The 16107-nt window shown below is 45.6% G+C and carries 9 protein-coding genes; 4 read left to right on the forward strand and 5 right to left on the reverse strand.

The window, feature by feature from the left end; translation table 11 throughout:
• Positions 1-111: 111 nt before the first annotated feature.
• A complete protein-coding gene (locus tag JGK20_RS20745; RefSeq protein ID WP_293231977.1) occupies positions 112-1266 on the reverse strand; it encodes a transposase in 1155 nt (384 codons plus the stop codon).
• On the reverse strand, positions 1187-1813 hold the full coding sequence (locus tag JGK20_RS20750; RefSeq protein WP_293231979.1) for an IS607 family transposase: 627 nt from the start codon (positions 1811-1813) through the stop codon (positions 1187-1189). The genes JGK20_RS20745 and JGK20_RS20750 overlap by 80 nt, the downstream gene beginning before the upstream one ends.
• A gap of 298 nt (positions 1814-2111) precedes the next feature.
• Here JGK20_RS20750 and JGK20_RS20755 point away from each other — a divergent pair, with 298 nt between their 5' ends.
• Complete coding sequence (locus JGK20_RS20755; RefSeq protein ID WP_293231981.1) at positions 2112-3509, forward strand: amidase; 1398 nt, start codon at positions 2112-2114, stop codon at positions 3507-3509.
• Positions 3510-3837: 328 nt separating this feature from the next.
• Here the strand turns inward: JGK20_RS20755 and JGK20_RS20760 are convergent, their stop codons facing one another.
• Positions 3838-9303 (reverse strand): ATP-binding sensor histidine kinase, encoded by a 5466-nt coding sequence (locus tag JGK20_RS20760; protein WP_293231983.1) that lies wholly within the window; start codon positions 9301-9303, stop codon positions 3838-3840.
• Between the two features lie 377 nt (positions 9304-9680).
• On the opposite strand from JGK20_RS20760, the gene JGK20_RS20765 reads away from it, so the two are divergent.
• On the forward strand, positions 9681-11339 hold the full coding sequence (locus tag JGK20_RS20765; protein ID WP_293193514.1) for an alpha/beta hydrolase: 1659 nt from the start codon (positions 9681-9683) through the stop codon (positions 11337-11339).
• A gap of 530 nt (positions 11340-11869) precedes the next feature.
• The gene (locus JGK20_RS20770) at positions 11870-12088 is read left to right on the forward strand and encodes a hypothetical protein (RefSeq protein WP_293198933.1); all 219 of its coding nucleotides are present in this window, start codon (positions 11870-11872) and stop codon (positions 12086-12088) included.
• A gap of 322 nt (positions 12089-12410) precedes the next feature.
• Here JGK20_RS20770 and ilvC read toward each other — a convergent pair whose 3' ends face one another.
• On the reverse strand, positions 12411-13409 hold the full coding sequence (gene ilvC / locus JGK20_RS20775) for a ketol-acid reductoisomerase (RefSeq protein ID WP_293178718.1): 999 nt from the start codon (positions 13407-13409) through the stop codon (positions 12411-12413).
• Between the two features lie 241 nt (positions 13410-13650).
• On the opposite strand from ilvC, the gene JGK20_RS20780 reads away from it, so the two are divergent.
• Entirely contained in the window at positions 13651-14040 is a 390-nt protein-coding gene (locus tag JGK20_RS20780; protein ID WP_293178716.1) for a VOC family protein, read from the forward strand.
• 227 nt (positions 14041-14267) lie between these two features.
• Here the strand turns inward: JGK20_RS20780 and JGK20_RS20785 are convergent, their stop codons facing one another.
• Positions 14268-15938 (reverse strand): dynamin family protein, encoded by a 1671-nt coding sequence (locus tag JGK20_RS20785; RefSeq protein WP_293178715.1) that lies wholly within the window; start codon positions 15936-15938, stop codon positions 14268-14270.
• Positions 15939-16107: the final 169 nt, after the last annotated feature.

Consider the following 16107-nt stretch of genomic DNA (forward strand, 5'->3'; position numbering starts at 1 on the left):
GGGGTTGCACCCACAATTTCTGATGATTTGTGGAAGTTGGACAATGCCTGACGGTGTTACGCTGTACAACCCTGAACAAACAGGGCATATGCGAGAGCAATACTCTGACTATTAATAGAGAGAGCTCTCGTAGCCGTCCCTCAAAGCTCGAATCATAATGTTTCGAGCGCCGCCCCAATCTCGGTCATGTTCGTGACCGCAGTTGAGGCATTTAAATGTTTTTGAACCACCAAGCTTTGAATGCTTGTGTCCGCATTTGGTGCAAGTTTTGCTAGTGTAGGATTCGTTAACGTCAATAACAACAACACCCCGTTTTTTAGCTGATTGCTTGAGGTGGCATTCAAAACGATAATGCCCCCAAGTGAGCATCTGTCTAGCAGTCTTGGTGCGTAACTTGCGCTTGGATTTGACAACCATTTGCGATATTTCAAATGTAGGCAGCAAGATAACTTTGTATTGACTTGTCAGGTAATTAGCTACCTGCTTGTGGCACTCGTCAACCAAGTCGCGAATCCTGATTCTCAGCTTGCTTGCCGCCTCTAACATCCGGCGTTTCTGCCTTCTGCCAGCTTTTGACGCACATCCCATTAGTTTGTCAAGGTGAGAACACAATCTTTGAATGCGTCCAATGTCTGCCTTGCCAAACTCTTGAAATGAATCGCCGTCGTAGCCAGTTAAAAAGGTTCTCACACCAGGATCAAGTGCAATTACCTTGTCTAGTTCCTTCGTTCTTGCCTCCTCTCTTATTGGGATACAAGCGAACCATCGCTTTTTGTCTCTAACAAGTTGGGTTGCAAACTCGGTTTTTTGAATTGGTTCTGTAGCCCTGAAATTAAGTCCTTTAACCAACGATGGGAACCAAGTCTCGCCGTTGAAATTAACTTTGTGGAATTTGATTGATTGCGAGGGTTGACGACAGCTCCTAAAACTTGCTTCTCCTTTTACGGACTTGGCTTGTTTCCAAGCATCCCAAGCGTCAAAAATAGCGTTTTCTTTTGGGTGAGATGGTGTAGACTTGACCCAAGTAGGTAGGTCTAACCCTAACACATAGTCCCTCAAAGAATAAGCACTGGTTATTTTTTCGCCTGCTTTCAAGGTTGCAATAGCTTTGTTGTAACAGTAACGCGATGCTGATAGCCAAGACTTCCATTTTTGGTGCAGAACTAACTCAGGATAAACCCGAATCTTAAGTGTTTTGTTGGGCGACTTTTTCTCCTTCTTGTGCCTCGGATTCGACTTGTAACTCCTGCTTGATTTGGTTTTCAAGTCTTCTAATGGAGTAAAGTCGGCTTGAAAAGCTGTGGAGGATTGCGACGATATCTTGAACAAGTTCGGCGTGTGGAGAGAGACTGATTTGGTTGAGAACCACGATTTTGCAGTCAAATTGCTCACAGAGCCATTCGATAATGTCAAATCCGAATCTTGCAAGTCGGTCTTTGTGGGCAACCACAATAATTGCGATATCACCTCGCAGAACTCGTCCCAAAATATTGATGAGTCCTGTCCTCCTAAGATTGAGTCCTCCTCCCACTTCCTTAACGACCTCAGCGCCTGGGTAGAGCGTTGATAGTCGTTCAACTTGTCGATCGAGGTCTGCCTTTTGTGGTCTGGTAGAGACGCGAGCATAGACAACAGTGGCGCGTCCTCCGTCTGGTTCTGATTCCTTTTTGATGAACTTTTCGATGTCGTACCGTCTTTGACCTGACGGCGTTTTGACGGTGGCGATATTGCCGTTTGCTTCCCATCGTCTGAGGGTTCGCAGGCAAACTCCCAGAGTGTTAGCTGCTTCATTGGGTTTCACATATTTAGCCATAGGAAGACTTTCGCACTATATGTGCTTGTTGTCCAGCTTTTTCCAATGAATCAATTATTAGAGGCAAACCGATCGCCATCATGCGTTTCTTGCACAAAAGCTTAACTGTTCAGATCAGTTTATCTCAAGAGGGGGTCGCAGCAAGGAAATATTCTGCTGTTTGCACGCGGGCGATCGCTCTGGCTCTACAATCGAATATGGATTTTCGACATTTTTGAATATTTTTTTAAAGGGAAAGACTTTTTCTCAAAAAACAGTATAAATATATACTTTGCCGAACCATTCAGGACTTACACCTATGAATTCTGTCGATCGGGCTTTTAGTTCAGCCCTGGATTTGGCGAAGTCGATCCGCGCTCGGGAAATTTCGCCCCTAGAAATTGCCAATGTGTACTTGGAACGGATCGATCGATTAAACCATCAACTTGGTAGTTATTTTACAGTAACTGCCGATCGGGCGATCGAGCTGGCGACAGCGCAAACCGAACACCTAGCAGGCTTAAACAAGTCAGAGGAATTGCCGCCGTTTTTCGGAGTGCCGATCGCGATTAAAGACTTGACACCAGTTACCGGCATTCCGTGTACTTACGGAGTTCAGGCTTTGCACAGTAACATATCTCCCTACAACGAGTCAGTAGTCTGGCGGATCGAAGCAGCCGGATTTAACATTCTGGGCAAAACAGCAACCTCTCAAATAGGCTCATTGCCTTACAGCGAACCCCCAGGTTTCCGGCCCGCGCGCAATCCCTGGAATTTAGACTACACGCCCGGAGGTTCCAGCGGCGGCTCAGCGGCGGCCGTAGCGGCGGGTTTATGCGCGATCGCCCAAGGTTCAGACGGCGGCGGTTCGATCCGAGGCCCAGCTTCCGCCTGCGGTTTAGTGGGCATAAAACCCTCGCGCGGACGAGTTTCCTGGGCACCAGTCGGAGATTACCTGAGCGGAATTTCTGCCAACGGCCCTCTCGCCCGCACCGTCGCTGACGCCGCCGCCCTGTTGGATGTGATGTCAGGCTACACCACAGGCGATCCGTACTGGCTACCAGACCCAAATCCCACGTTTTTAGAGGCTTCCGGCGAAAAGTTGGGCAAACTGCGAATTGCTTTTTCTACCAGTATTGCTCCCGTGGGTGAGGCAGCGCCTGTGTGTCAGCAAGCCGTACTCGAAACCGTAAAATTACTGACAGATTTGGGTCACGATGTCGAACCGGGATGCCCGGATTTTACAGGTTTAATCGAACCGTTTACAGTAATTTGGCAGTCTGGGGCGGCAGCAAGCGGCATTCCAGGCAAGGTTTTGGAACCGATGAATCGCTGGTTGTTGGAAAAGACTGTTGCGGCTGGGGAATATTTGCGGGCGGTGAATCAAATGCAGGTGATTTCACGGCGGATTGTGGGATTCTTTGAGAATTTTGATGTGTTAGTTTTGCCGACTTATATGCACTCGCCAATTGGCATCGGGGAGTGGGCCCATTTGAGTTGTGAGGAAACTTTGCAGCGGATTATTAATTGGGTTGCTCCTTGTCCGCCATTTAATGCGAGTGGTTTACCTGCGATCGCACTTCCGGCCATCTTAGATGATAACGGTTTGCCGGTGGGAATTCAAATTATCGGGCGGCCGGCGGCGGAAGCAACTTTAATTGCATTAGCGGCGCAGATAGAAGCGGCGAAACCTTTCCCGGTTTTAGATTTTAAATAGGTTTGTAGATGCAGATAGACGGCGAATAGAATTCGCGCCTATACGAACAAAACCTGCCTCCGCAGGTTGAAGAGAATAAGGTAATTTTAATTTCCCCGTTTTCAACCCGCGCAGGCGCGTGAGTGTCTGTATAGACGCGAATCCTATTCGCCCGGTTGTCTGTATAGACACCAATCATATTCGCCGGGTTTTCTTCAACCCACGGAGGCGCGTGAGTGTCTGTATAGACACGAATTATATTCGCCGGGTTTTTTTCAACCCGCGGAGGCGCGTGAGTGTCTGTATAGACGCGAATTATATTCGCCCGGTTTTCTTCTCTAATCCTTCTCTAATTTAAGGGAATTGCTATCACAAACTCCGCACCTTTTCCCGGTTCCGAAATACACTCGATCGCACCGCCGTGTTTTTCGACTACAATTTGATAGCTAATCGACAATCCCAATCCCGTACCTTTCCCCTCCGGCTTAGTGGTAAAAAACGGATCGAACAATTTACACCGCGTTGCTTCAGGCATCCCCCGCCCATTATCCTTAATCCGAATCACCGCAAAACTCTCACTTTTCCCCCCTCTTACTTCTTCCTTATTCTCTCTTCCTTCTTCCTTATTCCCTCTTCCTTCTTCCTTCTTCCTTCTTCCTTCTTCCTTCTTCCTTATTCCTTCTTCCTTCACATCCTTGACTTCGGTGCAAACTGTGATAATATTAGGATGCTTATCAATGTCAGCGTAAGTACGTGAAGCATTCGACTCATCCAAAGCATCGATCGCATTTGAGAGCAAATTCATAAACACCTGATTGAGTTGTCCGCTGTAGCACTCAACCGCAGGTAAGTCGCCGTATTCCTTAATCACTTGAATTGACGGACGTTCCGCATTAGCTTTCAAGCGGTGCTGTAAAATCATCAACGTACTCTCGATACCTGCATGAATGTCGGCCGGTTTTTTTTCATTACCGTCAACGCGCGAGAAGTTGCGTAATGATTGCATGATATCACGAATGCGATCGGTTCCTAACTGCATAGAACCCAGCATTTTAGGCAAATCTTCCATCAGATAATCGAGTTCCATATCTTCTGCTGCTTCTGCAATTTCCTGTACCGGCTGTGGGTAGTGCTGCTGGTAAAGATTGACAATGCAAATCAAATCTCGTACATAATCATTAGCGTGGTGGAGATTGCCGGAAATAAAGCCAACGGGGTTATTGACTTCGTGAGCAACTCCTGCTACCAACTGCCCCAAACTTGAGATTTTTTCCGTTTGCACCAGTTGAGCTTGGGTTTGCTGCAACTTGTGCAAAGATTGTTCTAGTTGCTGCGACTTTTGTTGTGCTTTTGCGTAGAGTTTAGCATTTTCTAGGGCGATCGCAACTTGAGAAGTCAAAACTTTTAAAACTTGCAATCTTTCGGGAGAAAAAGCACCCACTGCTAAGTTATTTTCCAGGTACAGAATGCCTGTGAGTTGGCCCTGATAGATGACTGGATTGCAAAGAATTGACTTTGGCTGACTGCTGACAATATATGGATCTTCGGTAAACAAGCCGTCTGACGCTGCATTGTTTAAAACCAAGTCTTTTTGAGTTCGAGCAACATAGTTAACAATAGAAACTGGCAAATCTTGACTAATTTCAACGGGAAGGGATTGCAAGACAACGGCTTGATTTTGCTCTGACGTACAAGCTGCTTGGATCAAAAGACTATCATCTTTGTAGAGCATCAGCACAGCTTTTTGAGCGGCGGCATTTTCTAACAAAATCTCGATCAAACTGGCGAGCAATTTATCCAGGACAATTTCGCTGGTAATTGCTTGAGATGCTTTGACGAAGGTGCCGATATCTAAGGATTTACTGAAATCGCTGCTGGTGGTTGTTGTCGTGGCGGTGACAGTTAAATCGCGGGTTTTAGTTTCTCGGTTGAGGGTTTGGGCGACTAATTGGGGATATCGGGCTTCTAAATCTTTGACTTTGGCGATCGCTCCCCAGTGGATGTAACCGTAGTATGATTCTGTGAGATATACTTGAGCCTCTTTTGCTCCTTGAATGGCTTTGTCATAATAATCTGCGGCTTCCCAATTTTTACCGAAAACTCGTGCTTTTTCGGCTTCTACCAAGTCGTATTTGTGCTGATAGTTCATGGGGGCGTGGTGCGCCCATTTGTGCATTTTTTCCTGATTTGCTGCTACTTGCATCAAGTGTTTTTCTTGTGCTGCACAGTCAGCAGTTGGATAGACAGCGAGGAGTGCCAGGGAATAGTAAAAATTGTGTGTACCGACGATTGTAAAGCCAATTACTGCTTGTGCATATCCGGCAGCTAAAGATGCGTTGTCAACTGCTTTTTTGGGTTCTTTAAAGAAGTAATTACTCACCATGTTGGCACAATAAAAGTTAAAAATTCCCATTGTATTGTTGGTGCTTTGCAGTCGAGGCAATATTTCTTTTTCATTAAGGTTTTCATCTGCAATATGAAATTTATTTGCAGATTTATTTTGTAATTTTAAAAGAAGTTGTCCCCATATTTCAATTAAGTCTTTCGCAAGCTCTTGTTTTAGTTGCTGTGCCAAAGTGAAGTATTGCAATTGCTTTTCTTCTACAGTATTTAGCGGCTCTCCGATAAAGAATAAACCTATCAAACAGTTGTAGCTAGCGTAAACGCTGTATTGTATATCTCCTGTTTCTAAGCCACTTTGCATGGCATCTATTAAAGGTAAAATTGTCTTTCTGGCATGGTCTTTCCAGTGCCGTATTAAAGCGTTGAATGTGTTATTAACGTTGCATTTAAGTTGTTTAGCATTGAATTGATCTAATAGCTTCAAAGCTAACTGTCCAGAATGATATCCAGCCTCTATCTCTCCCAATGCCGCAGTCAGCAGCACGCCATACCAACTATAGGCGATCGCCCCAAGTGCTGAACTACCACGGGCGGTAGAAAAATTGACCATCGTGAAGATAAGTTGTGGCAATAGTTCTGATTTTGCGATAATAACAGGAGAAACCAGCATCGCAAGTATCCGCATGATAGCCAACTGATAGCCATCAGTTATGACAGGAATTTGGTTGAGTTCATCAAGTGAAGGTAACTTAATTCCAGTCAGACCCTCTGGGGGGATTTCAGATAGGGACAGTCCCAATATTCCCAAAGCTTGCAAACCAGTATCTATGGCTTGTAAAAGCTGCTTTTGAGAATGATAAGACTGGATTTGCAGTTCGTAGCCTTTAATTTGGTCGAGCAGGTTTGTAGCTTGTTCCAACACGATATCTGCTAATTCTTGCGATCGCCCAAAGTTAGTATTCAGATACTCGGCTTCGGCTGCTTCTACGTGCAGATTCAGCGTCAAGTCATAATCAGTATCCCAACTTGAGCTTATAGCGACGGGGGACTGGGAGGAGTTAATGAGTTCCAAACTGACATTCAAATACCTGACCGCAGCTTCGTAAGCATTGGATGCTTTAGCTTTTTTCCCGGCGATCAGATTCAGTTTTGCCAATTCATCTTTTTCGGTTTTTTTTGTGAGAAATTCAACCCCAATATTCAGTTGGTTGACAATATCAAACACATTATCGTCAATGTCAGCGACGGGAGTATTTTCTAGCAGCAATTGACCGATTTTTAGGTGCGTTGCTTGCTTTTGGGCGTCTGGAATCAGAGAATAAGCTGCTTGCTGCACTCTGTCGTGCAGGAATTTGTACGCAATCTTGGATTGCTCGTAGGGGCTGTGCCCCCGTGCCCGCCCCAGCAAATTATCCAGTCCCCAGCCTCCAACCAGGGGAATTTTGTAAGCATTACTCAACGGGAGAACCAATCCAGTTTGCAGCGCCGCCCAGAGTTCGCTAGCTGCTTGCGCCTGGGATTGTTCGTTGACAATTTCGCCAATACAAGCCGCCAATTTTAAGACTCGCTGCGTAGTTTCCGGAAGTTTTTCGATGCGGCTGGCTACCAATTCCACGACACTTTTGTCGGTAATGCCGATCGCCTGAATCTGCGCTAAATCCCACTGCCAACTACCGCTGCTCAACTCAAAGTGTAACAGATTTTCTTGATACAGCGCTTGCAAAAGCTGCGTGATGAAGAAAGGATTACCGCCCGTTTTGTGGAAAATCAACTCAGCCAGCAATCTCACCTTGTCGTTAGCCGTGATAGTATCGGCAATTAATTCGCAAACATTGCCGAAATCCAGCGGTTGCAATACAATATTATTGACTGGAGTACCAGTTTTGGCAATTTGCTCGATCGCCTGTACGAGCGGATGAGTCGGATGAACTTCATTATCCCGATAAGCACCAATCAACAGCAGGTATTTACTTTCCGAATTGCCAAGCAACAACTGCATTAAATTCAGCGAAGCCGAATCAGCCCACTGCAAATCATCTAAAAAGATAACCAGCGGATGTTCTGCGCGAGTAAAGACGCCGATAAACTCTTGAAAGACTCGATTAAACCGATTTTGAGATTCCGCAGCCCCCAGTTGTGGCACTTCCGGCTGTTTCCCAATAATTAGCTCAATCTCGGGAATTACATCAACAATCACAGCACCGTTTGTACCCAAAGCCGCCGCTAACTTTTCTCGCCAAGCTTGCAAATTTTCGCTGCTTTCAGTCAGCAACTGCCCGATTAAGGACCCGAAAGCTTGAATCAAAGCTGCATAGGGAATGTTGCGCTTAAATTGGTCAAATTTGCCGTTAATAAAATAGCCGCGCTGTCGCACAATTGGCTTGTGAACTTCATTGACAATGGCGGTTTTACCAATCCCAGAATAACCGGAAACTAGGACTATTTCGCTGCGCCCTGGGAGTAAATCCCTATCACCTGTAGGGACACGGCACTGCCGTGTCCCTACCCTTTCAAAAGCAGCAAGTAAACTATCGACTTCAAGTTCTCGCCCGTAGAGTTTTTGAGGGATTGACAATTGTCCCGATCGATCCAACTGTCCGGGTACAAAATAAGCAACTTCCCCAGTTGTCTGCCAAGAATTCAAACAGTTTTCTAAATCTGCCTTAATCCCCTCTGCTGTTTGATATCTATCTTCGGCATTTTTTCCCAAAAGCTTCATCACAATATCCGAAACAACTTGCGGAACCAGATCGCTATTTTCTAAATTCCTCCTGCATTCAGAAGGTGGCGCGGGATGTTTGGCAATATGACAGTGTACCAGTTCCAAAATATCGTTGCTTTTAAACGGCAATTTGCCTGTCAGCATTTCGTAAAATGTGACACCTAGGGAATAGAAATCGCTGCGATAATCTAAGGTGCGGTTCATTCTCCCAGTTTGTTCGGGAGACATATAGGCGACTGTACCTTCAACTAAGTTAGCGCTGTTAATTTGGGGAGTTTCTTTGCTCAGCCGGGAAGCGATGCTGAAGTCGGTGATTTTAACTATTCCTGTTTCCAGGTTGATGATAATGTTGGAGGGTTTGATGTCTTTGTGAATGATGCCGTTTTGATGCAGCGAGTTGAGTGCTGATGCTAGCTGAATGCCAATGTTTAAAAATGCTGTTAAGTCAAGCTTTTTTGAGATGATTTGACCCAGGGAGTTGCCTCCAAAATCTTCTGAAATCAGGGCGAGACGGTTTTGATACGTTTCGAGGCTGTAATATGTGACGATGCTGTCTGCGTGTAAATGCTGAGTAATTTTATATTCGTTTTTTAAGCGGGTAATTTGTTCGAGGGTGGGAAATTCTGCCTTGAGGATTTTGATGATGACTGGTTGTTCGTCTGACTGTCTAATTCCCCGGTAAACGCTGGTATTGAACCCGTCGGAGATTGAGGTGGTGATTTTGTAGCCTGGAAGTGTCAGTGTATTCATTGAAATCCTCCTGATAGCTGAGGTAAATTGATTTTTTTCAAGACTGACGGAAACGATATAATGCCAGAGGACGATCGCACTGCACTCGAAAAATGATCATTCTGATGCAAAGGTCAGGGATATCGCAGGGTTTTATTTACTATCGTAGTAAACACAAAATATGATGTCAACCGCAATTTCGCGTAGTGCATTAAGCTAAATGGCCATGTTTGATTGGCAATTATACTTAATAGGATCGCGACGATCGACATTTAAACATACCGAGAGGTTTTGTCGATCGCATTCCCAGACAATTTATCAACACTTGAACAGAATTTCTCTGTATCTGGGACAATTTTAAGAATATAGTAATATCCCTCTAGTTGAACCAGGTAAAAATGAGCATCCGACCAAATTTAAGATGGTTTTCCTCAGTCGCGAGTGTTTGTGGCGCGATCGCGATCGGCACTTTCGGCGCTATGATATCCCCTGCAAAAGCTACAGAAACAGTTGTTGTCCGCAAAGGCCCTTTAGAATCCTCAATCTCGGTGGCGGATTTGCGCGAGCTCGCAAAAACCGGAAAAGTCCCGCCCAGACTGCAAGCATACGCCAATCTGCTGTCTGACGCACAGCGCAGTCAAATTTTGGGAGCACTTCAAGCGAAAATCCCTCTCAATGTAGTTGGTTTGAGCAACTTGCTAAATACGCGCATCGGGACTGCGATTTTGACGGATTTGACTACAGTCATTCCCAGGCGCGACGGTGCGGGTGTCGAAGCGCTGCGAGCGGCTTTGGTGCTGGGGGCGAATGCGCCGGAAGGCTTATCGGTATTGAGTTTCATTGAATCTTATCCGAGTGCGCGGGTAGTCGTGGATCTCGATCGAGCTTTCGCAGTTTTAAGCAATTTAAACTCGGGTTTTTGGCAAACTCAGAGGTTTATGGCCGCGATCGCACCTCAATTAACAGCCACTAAACCCGCCTTTAACCCGCCTTTCGACCCGACCCAACCCGGCCCGAATTCGGTTCGGGTACTAAAGCTAGATTTGAACGATAGCGCCCGCAATCGGCGTATTCCTGTTGATGTCTATTGGTCGAGAGCAGCGACGGCGGACAAACCGACGATCGTGTTTTCTCACGGTTTGGGTTCGGTGCGGACGGATTTGCGTTATTTAGCCGAGCATTTGGCGTCCTACGGCTACGTGGTAGCTGCTGTAGAACATCCGGGAAGCAACGAAACAAATACCAAGGCTGCGATCGCGGGTAAGTCTCAGTTGCTCGCTTCTGGAGAGTTTTTAGACCGTCCTAAAGATATCAGTTTTGTGCTCGACGAACTGGCAAAATTGAACCAAACTGATGATAACTTGCAGGGGAAAATTGCGATCGAGCGATCGATGATCGTGGGCTATTCCTTCGGCGGCGCCACAGCCTTGTCCGTAGCCGGTGCCGAACTGCAATTGACCGGGCTCAAACAGCGCTGTCAGGGGGATTTAATCGGGTTTAGCTTGGGCGAAGGCATTCAGTGCGCGGCGGCCCGATTGCCCGCAGAACGGTATCAATTGCGGGATGTGAGGATAAAAAGGGCGATCGTTATGAATCCCACTACATCATTACTATTTGGAGAAACGGGTTTAAGTGCCATTCAAATCCCTACATTAATAGTAGCATCTTCAGCCGACAAAACCACACCCGCCTTAGTCGAACAAATTGCCGGATTCCAAAAGATTACCGCCCCCAAATGGCTAGTCGGCTTTGTAGGAGGAACCCACTTAAGCGTCAAAGATCCGAGTACAACCTTAGACCAAGCTAGCAGACCGAGTACAGTAATTTCTGGCGATGAAGTTGTCGGCGAGCAAGCTGTGAGCATACGCAATTATATTAAAGCGATAAGTCTGGCCACTGCCGCTCAACTAACGGCAGAAGCTGACAAATATGCTATTTTTCTAACGCCCGAATACGCGCAGTTTGCTTCTACCAATGCAATTCCAGTGCGCCTGGTAACAGAAATTTCCCCTGAGACTAATGCAGTCGTGCAAAATTTTATTCAAGGGAATAAGTAGTGAGTTGACAGTTGACAGTTGACAGTTGACAGTTGACAGTAGTTATTAGTGCGAACTTAGGAATGAGAATTAAATAATTTACACATATTTGTGGGATGGGCGTCCCGCCCGTTCTTTCTGGACGGGCGGGACGCCCATCCCACAATAACAATGAAAATTGTAAGTTATTTAATTTGCGATCCTTAAGAACTCGCGAACGTTATTAGTCAGCAGCCATTAGTCATAAATACTTCGGACAGTTTGATTGTCCACGCATAGGCGAGAAACCCGGTTTCTACGAGTTTTCCCATTTAGTAACGAGAAAGTTACGAAGAAACCGGGTTTCTGAGGTGTCACGAGTCCGTACATTTGAACTTAGATTGTGAGTTGGTAGTCAGCCTTGTCGAATAATATTGCGAATTAGCAGTCTTGTCTTTTTCATGCTGCGTCCGCTTATGCCTGGGATTTCTTTTCTTTAGCGCTGATATTTTTGGTTCGCGCCAGGGCAAAATATAAACAAGGACTTTTACAAACTTAACTCTGAAACTGCCATGCCTAAAAAAAATATTATCCCGATAGTGCTGCTGTTTGTAGCGCTGTTTACCCTTTACGGTGACAGTTTAACTTTTCTCCCCAAACCTGTAAGAGATACCAGCTTAGCAAGTAGAAAGTTCTTCGTCAGTTTGTGGCCGTCATGGGTGAAGCCAAAAGAGGTAAACAAGGAAAGGGATAAGGAGATTGAGGACTTGCAAAAAAACCCTAGTCGATAGTTTTGACAGTTGACGGTTGACGGTTGACAGTTGACGGTTGACAGTTGACAGTTTGCTTAGAGAAGGGTTGACAGTTGACAGAAATCCGATGGAAGTTGGAAGACAAAGAAAGAACCAATTGACCGATTTTTGTCTGTTCAGTGGTGTTGGGTTTATTTCTGCTGCTTGTCAGGTGCGTCGCTGTGAGATTCTCTGTCTTATTTAGGGATTTTTCGTGGCGACACACCCTAGGACTACTTTTGACAATTACTATTAGATTAGCGATTTTAGATCTTAGATAAAACGAAAAATCTAAAATCTAAAATCTAAAATCCAAAATCGATTATGCTTGCTTTTTCAACCAGCTAAACATAGCGCGCAAATCTTTACCAACTTCTTCAATCGGATGTTCTGCTTCCTGACGGCGCATCGAAGTAAAGCCCGGTTTGCCGGCTTGGTTTTCCAGAACGAATTCGCGCGCAAATTGGCCGGATTGAATTTCGCTAAGAATTTTACGCATTTCGGCGCGGGTGTCATCGGTGACGATGCGGGGGCCGCGAGTTAAGTCGCCGTATTCTGCGGTATTGGAGATGCTGTCGCGCATTTTGGCGAGGCCTCCTTCTACTACTAAGTCAACGATAAGTTTAACTTCGTGCAAACATTCAAAATAAGCTAATTCTGGTTGATATCCAGCGTTAACTAAGGTTTCAAATCCAGCTTTAATTAAGGCGCTCAAACCGCCGCACAAAACTACTTGTTCGCCAAAAAGGTCGGTTTCTGTTTCTTCGCGGAAAGTGGTTTCGAGGATGCCGGCTCTGGTGCCGCCGATACCTTTAGCATAGGCCATTGCCCGATCGCGCGCTTGGCCCGAAGCATCCTGATATACTGCAAACAAACTCGGAACACCTTCGCCTTGTTCGTAAGTCCGGCGCACCAAGTGTCCGGGGCCTTTGGGGGCTACCATTACTACGTCTACGTCGGCTGGGGGGACAACTTGGCCGAAGTGAATGTTAAAACCGTGAGCAAATGCTAAAACATTTCCTGCTGAAAGGTTAGGTTCGATTTGTTCTTTGTAAATAGTTTTTTGAACTTCATCGGGTAATAAAATCATGATGAAGTCAGCGGCGGCGGCTGCTTTGTCTACCGGGTGAACAGTTAAACCTGCATCGGTTGCTTTGGCGGCAGATTTGCTACCGGGATACAAACCGACAATGACATTCATGCCGCTGTCTTTGAGGTTGAGGGCGTGGGCGTGTCCTTGGGAACCGTAGCCGATGATAGCAACCGTTTTGTTGGCTAAGAGGTCTAGGTTGGCGTCTTCGTTGTAATACATACGGGCCATGGTGCTTGTCTCCTGAGATGCAAATGGGTGAGTGACTGCAAAACTCTCATTTTATCAAAGTGGGGTGCTTTTTTTGCGGAATTTTACTAATTAAGATTTGGGCGGGGGAATTTATAGGGCGATTCCCTACGGGATAGCTGCGCCGCGCGTGCTGAATTTAGCAGGTTTTGCTCGAAGTCAAATATAATTGTCAGTAGCGTGCTGTGCTGTTGAAAAAACGCAACTAACTAACTTTTTTAATATGGAAATAAAGGCAATACATCATGTGGCGATTATTTGCTCGGATTACGAAAAGTCAAAGAAATTTTATGTAGAAGTCTTGGGATGTTCCACAATCAAAGAAACTTTCCGAAGCGAGAGGAATTCTTACAAACTAGATTTGCAAGTCGGAAACGGCAGCGCAATGATTGAACTGTTTTCATTTCCCCATCCTCCCAAAAGAGTTAACAATCCTGAAGCTTGCGGTTTGAGACATTTAGCTTTTGCAGTCGAGGATATAGAAGCATCGGTTGCTTACTTGAAATCGCAACAAGTGGAAGTAGAAGAAATTCGCCTTGACGAAATTACCGAAAAACGGTTTACCTTTTTTAGAGATCCAGACAACTTACCGTTAGAAATCTATGAAATTTAGTTAACAGGACTTACAGCATATTCGGGTTTGGTACGGACACGGAATTGCCCAAGGAGTGTCAACTTAACGTCAAACCCTGAGTCCGGCAGTCCGGCAGGGGTTAAAACCCTAGTGGGCTTTCGGCTTAAGTTGACACTAATGGGATCTTGGAGTGTCCCTACGGAGGATATAGCTGGCCGGAAAGCCTGTTATTGATGATTTGACAGTGCCATGAAAGTAATCTAAAATCATCTGATTTTTATTCGATCTAATTCTGCTGCTAAATTTTCCACTAAATTATTTACTAACTGTAACTGGTACTGTTGAACATTCATATTTAGCGGCTCTTTGCTGTCTTGAAAACAGATAACTTTGGCGGCGATTTCCTTGTAGTGTTGCAGCATTAAAAAAGTATCGATACTGAAACCAATTAGATAGTTTTTAGCAGCTTCGTTGCAAATTTCTGTTACTTGATTTAGATAAGCTTCTGACGATTCAGGTGGCTTTTCATAGCCTGTTCTTTTCTTCAAAATATAGCTAGCACCGCCGACTACTGCTGCTCCCATTGGGCCGCCCAACAGCCAACCTAAGCCGGTGGCGATCGCGACTGGAGTCACTTCGCCCTCGATCGACCTTTTAGCAGCGGCGGTTGGCGGTTCTGGTAACGCGATTTGCGGGGAGGGCGGAAACGAGATCAAAAGGGCGATCGGCTGTTCTCGATCGAAGAACTCGCAAGCTTTATTTACCCATTCTGCAATGGTTTCCCGCTGGTTCAGTACATCTTGCTCAAATTTTGTCTTCCACGCATCAAAACTTCCTTGCTGAAGCGACAGCGCCATTTCCGATTGATAGCGCCGCAAAAGTGTGGGCTGGTAAAGCCAAATCTCGAAATCGGAAACGCTGGCTTGAAAGCCTTGTGAAATCAGTTTTTCAGCTTTTTGTTTAATTTCAATTCGGTCTTTTTGCTTTTGTTGAGCGGCTGTTATTTCGGTGGCGACAGTTTCAGATTTCGCTCGCAGAGATTGACAAATCTTAGTAGCTATGGCTTCAATTCTCGGCAACTTAACTGCTAGTTGTTCCTGTTGACTTGCGACTATACTTTGCAACGCCGATTCAAACATGGCAATTCCGGTAGTTTGTGCAGCCGCCACATCTCCTTTTAGCCTCGCCCGCAAAGCCGGCAAAGCATCGACGCGGTAGATATTGCTGATATTGTTCGGCAAGTTGGAGCGAAAACTTTCGGCAACAAACAACAATCGATTGTATACTTGTTTTTGGTCTTCTGGTTCGAGTAGATTGAGAAAATTGGCAACAAAGACGACTGTGTTAATTTGGCGATCGCTCAACCAGTCTCTCAAGTGCTCCCGTTCGCCCAGAGTCATCAATTTGCGAGCGTCCAAAACCTGGACAACTAAATCAGCGGTCAGCAATTTATCCCGAACTAAGTTATCCTGTTCTTGGCGATCGTTAGTTCCGGGCAAATCCAGCAATTCCACACCCGTTTTCAGGAATGGGTGGGGACAATACACATTCACGGCTGCGACATCATCCCGCATCTGTCGGTTATCGTCGAGGATGGCGTAGCGTTTTAACACGTCAGTCCCCGCTTCGCTGACTTCTGTGCCGTCTTTGAGGGTGATTTTTGCGTGCAATTCGTCGCCGTAGTTGACATAAATGGCAGCACCTGTAGTGGGCACAAGGTCGATCGGCAAAGCGCGATTTCCAAGCATTGCATTCAGCAAAGTTGACTTACCGTAATTAAACGGCCCGAAGACAGCGATTTGAAAAGTTGGTTTGGCGAGATAGTCGCAAATAGAAGTTGTATCTCGGTAAAGTTGGGAGTTTTTATCTAGTTCGAGAATGCCCAGTGCTGATTTGAGATAGTTAGTTAGATTTTGATAAGTTTCGGGTTGTTGCATATTTAAAATTATCTCATTGTTTGATTATAAAAGGTTCGATCGTGCGGACTTCAGTCCTCTTCCAAATCCGAGGTACGTAGTTGCGCTTCAGCGCTCTTAGTTATATATGTAAGAGCGCTAAAGCGCAACAACATACCTTAGCCTCCAACTTTTCCAAATCCTAGGTACG

This window comes from Microcoleus sp. PH2017_05_CCC_O_A (assembly GCF_020738785.1).
Classification (GTDB): Bacteria; Cyanobacteriota; Cyanobacteriia; order Cyanobacteriales; family Microcoleaceae; genus Microcoleus.

Coding starts and splice junctions, on each gene's coding strand:
- JGK20_RS20750 (WP_293231979.1), bottom strand. CDS start 1,813: ATGGCTAAATATGTGAAACCCAATGAAGCAGCTAACACTCTGGGAGTT.
- JGK20_RS20755 (WP_293231981.1), top strand. CDS start 2,112: ATGAATTCTGTCGATCGGGCTTTTAGTTCAGCCCTGGATTTGGCGAAG.
- JGK20_RS20760 (WP_293231983.1), bottom strand. CDS start 9,303: ATGAATACACTGACACTTCCAGGCTACAAAATCACCACCTCAATCTCC.
- JGK20_RS20765 (WP_293193514.1), top strand. CDS start 9,681: ATGAGCATCCGACCAAATTTAAGATGGTTTTCCTCAGTCGCGAGTGTT.
- JGK20_RS20770 (WP_293198933.1), top strand. CDS start 11,870: ATGCCTAAAAAAAATATTATCCCGATAGTGCTGCTGTTTGTAGCGCTG.
- ilvC (WP_293178718.1), bottom strand. CDS start 13,409: ATGGCCCGTATGTATTACAACGAAGACGCCAACCTAGACCTCTTAGCC.
- JGK20_RS20780 (WP_293178716.1), top strand. CDS start 13,651: ATGGAAATAAAGGCAATACATCATGTGGCGATTATTTGCTCGGATTAC.
- JGK20_RS20785 (WP_293178715.1), bottom strand. CDS start 15,938: ATGCAACAACCCGAAACTTATCAAAATCTAACTAACTATCTCAAATCA.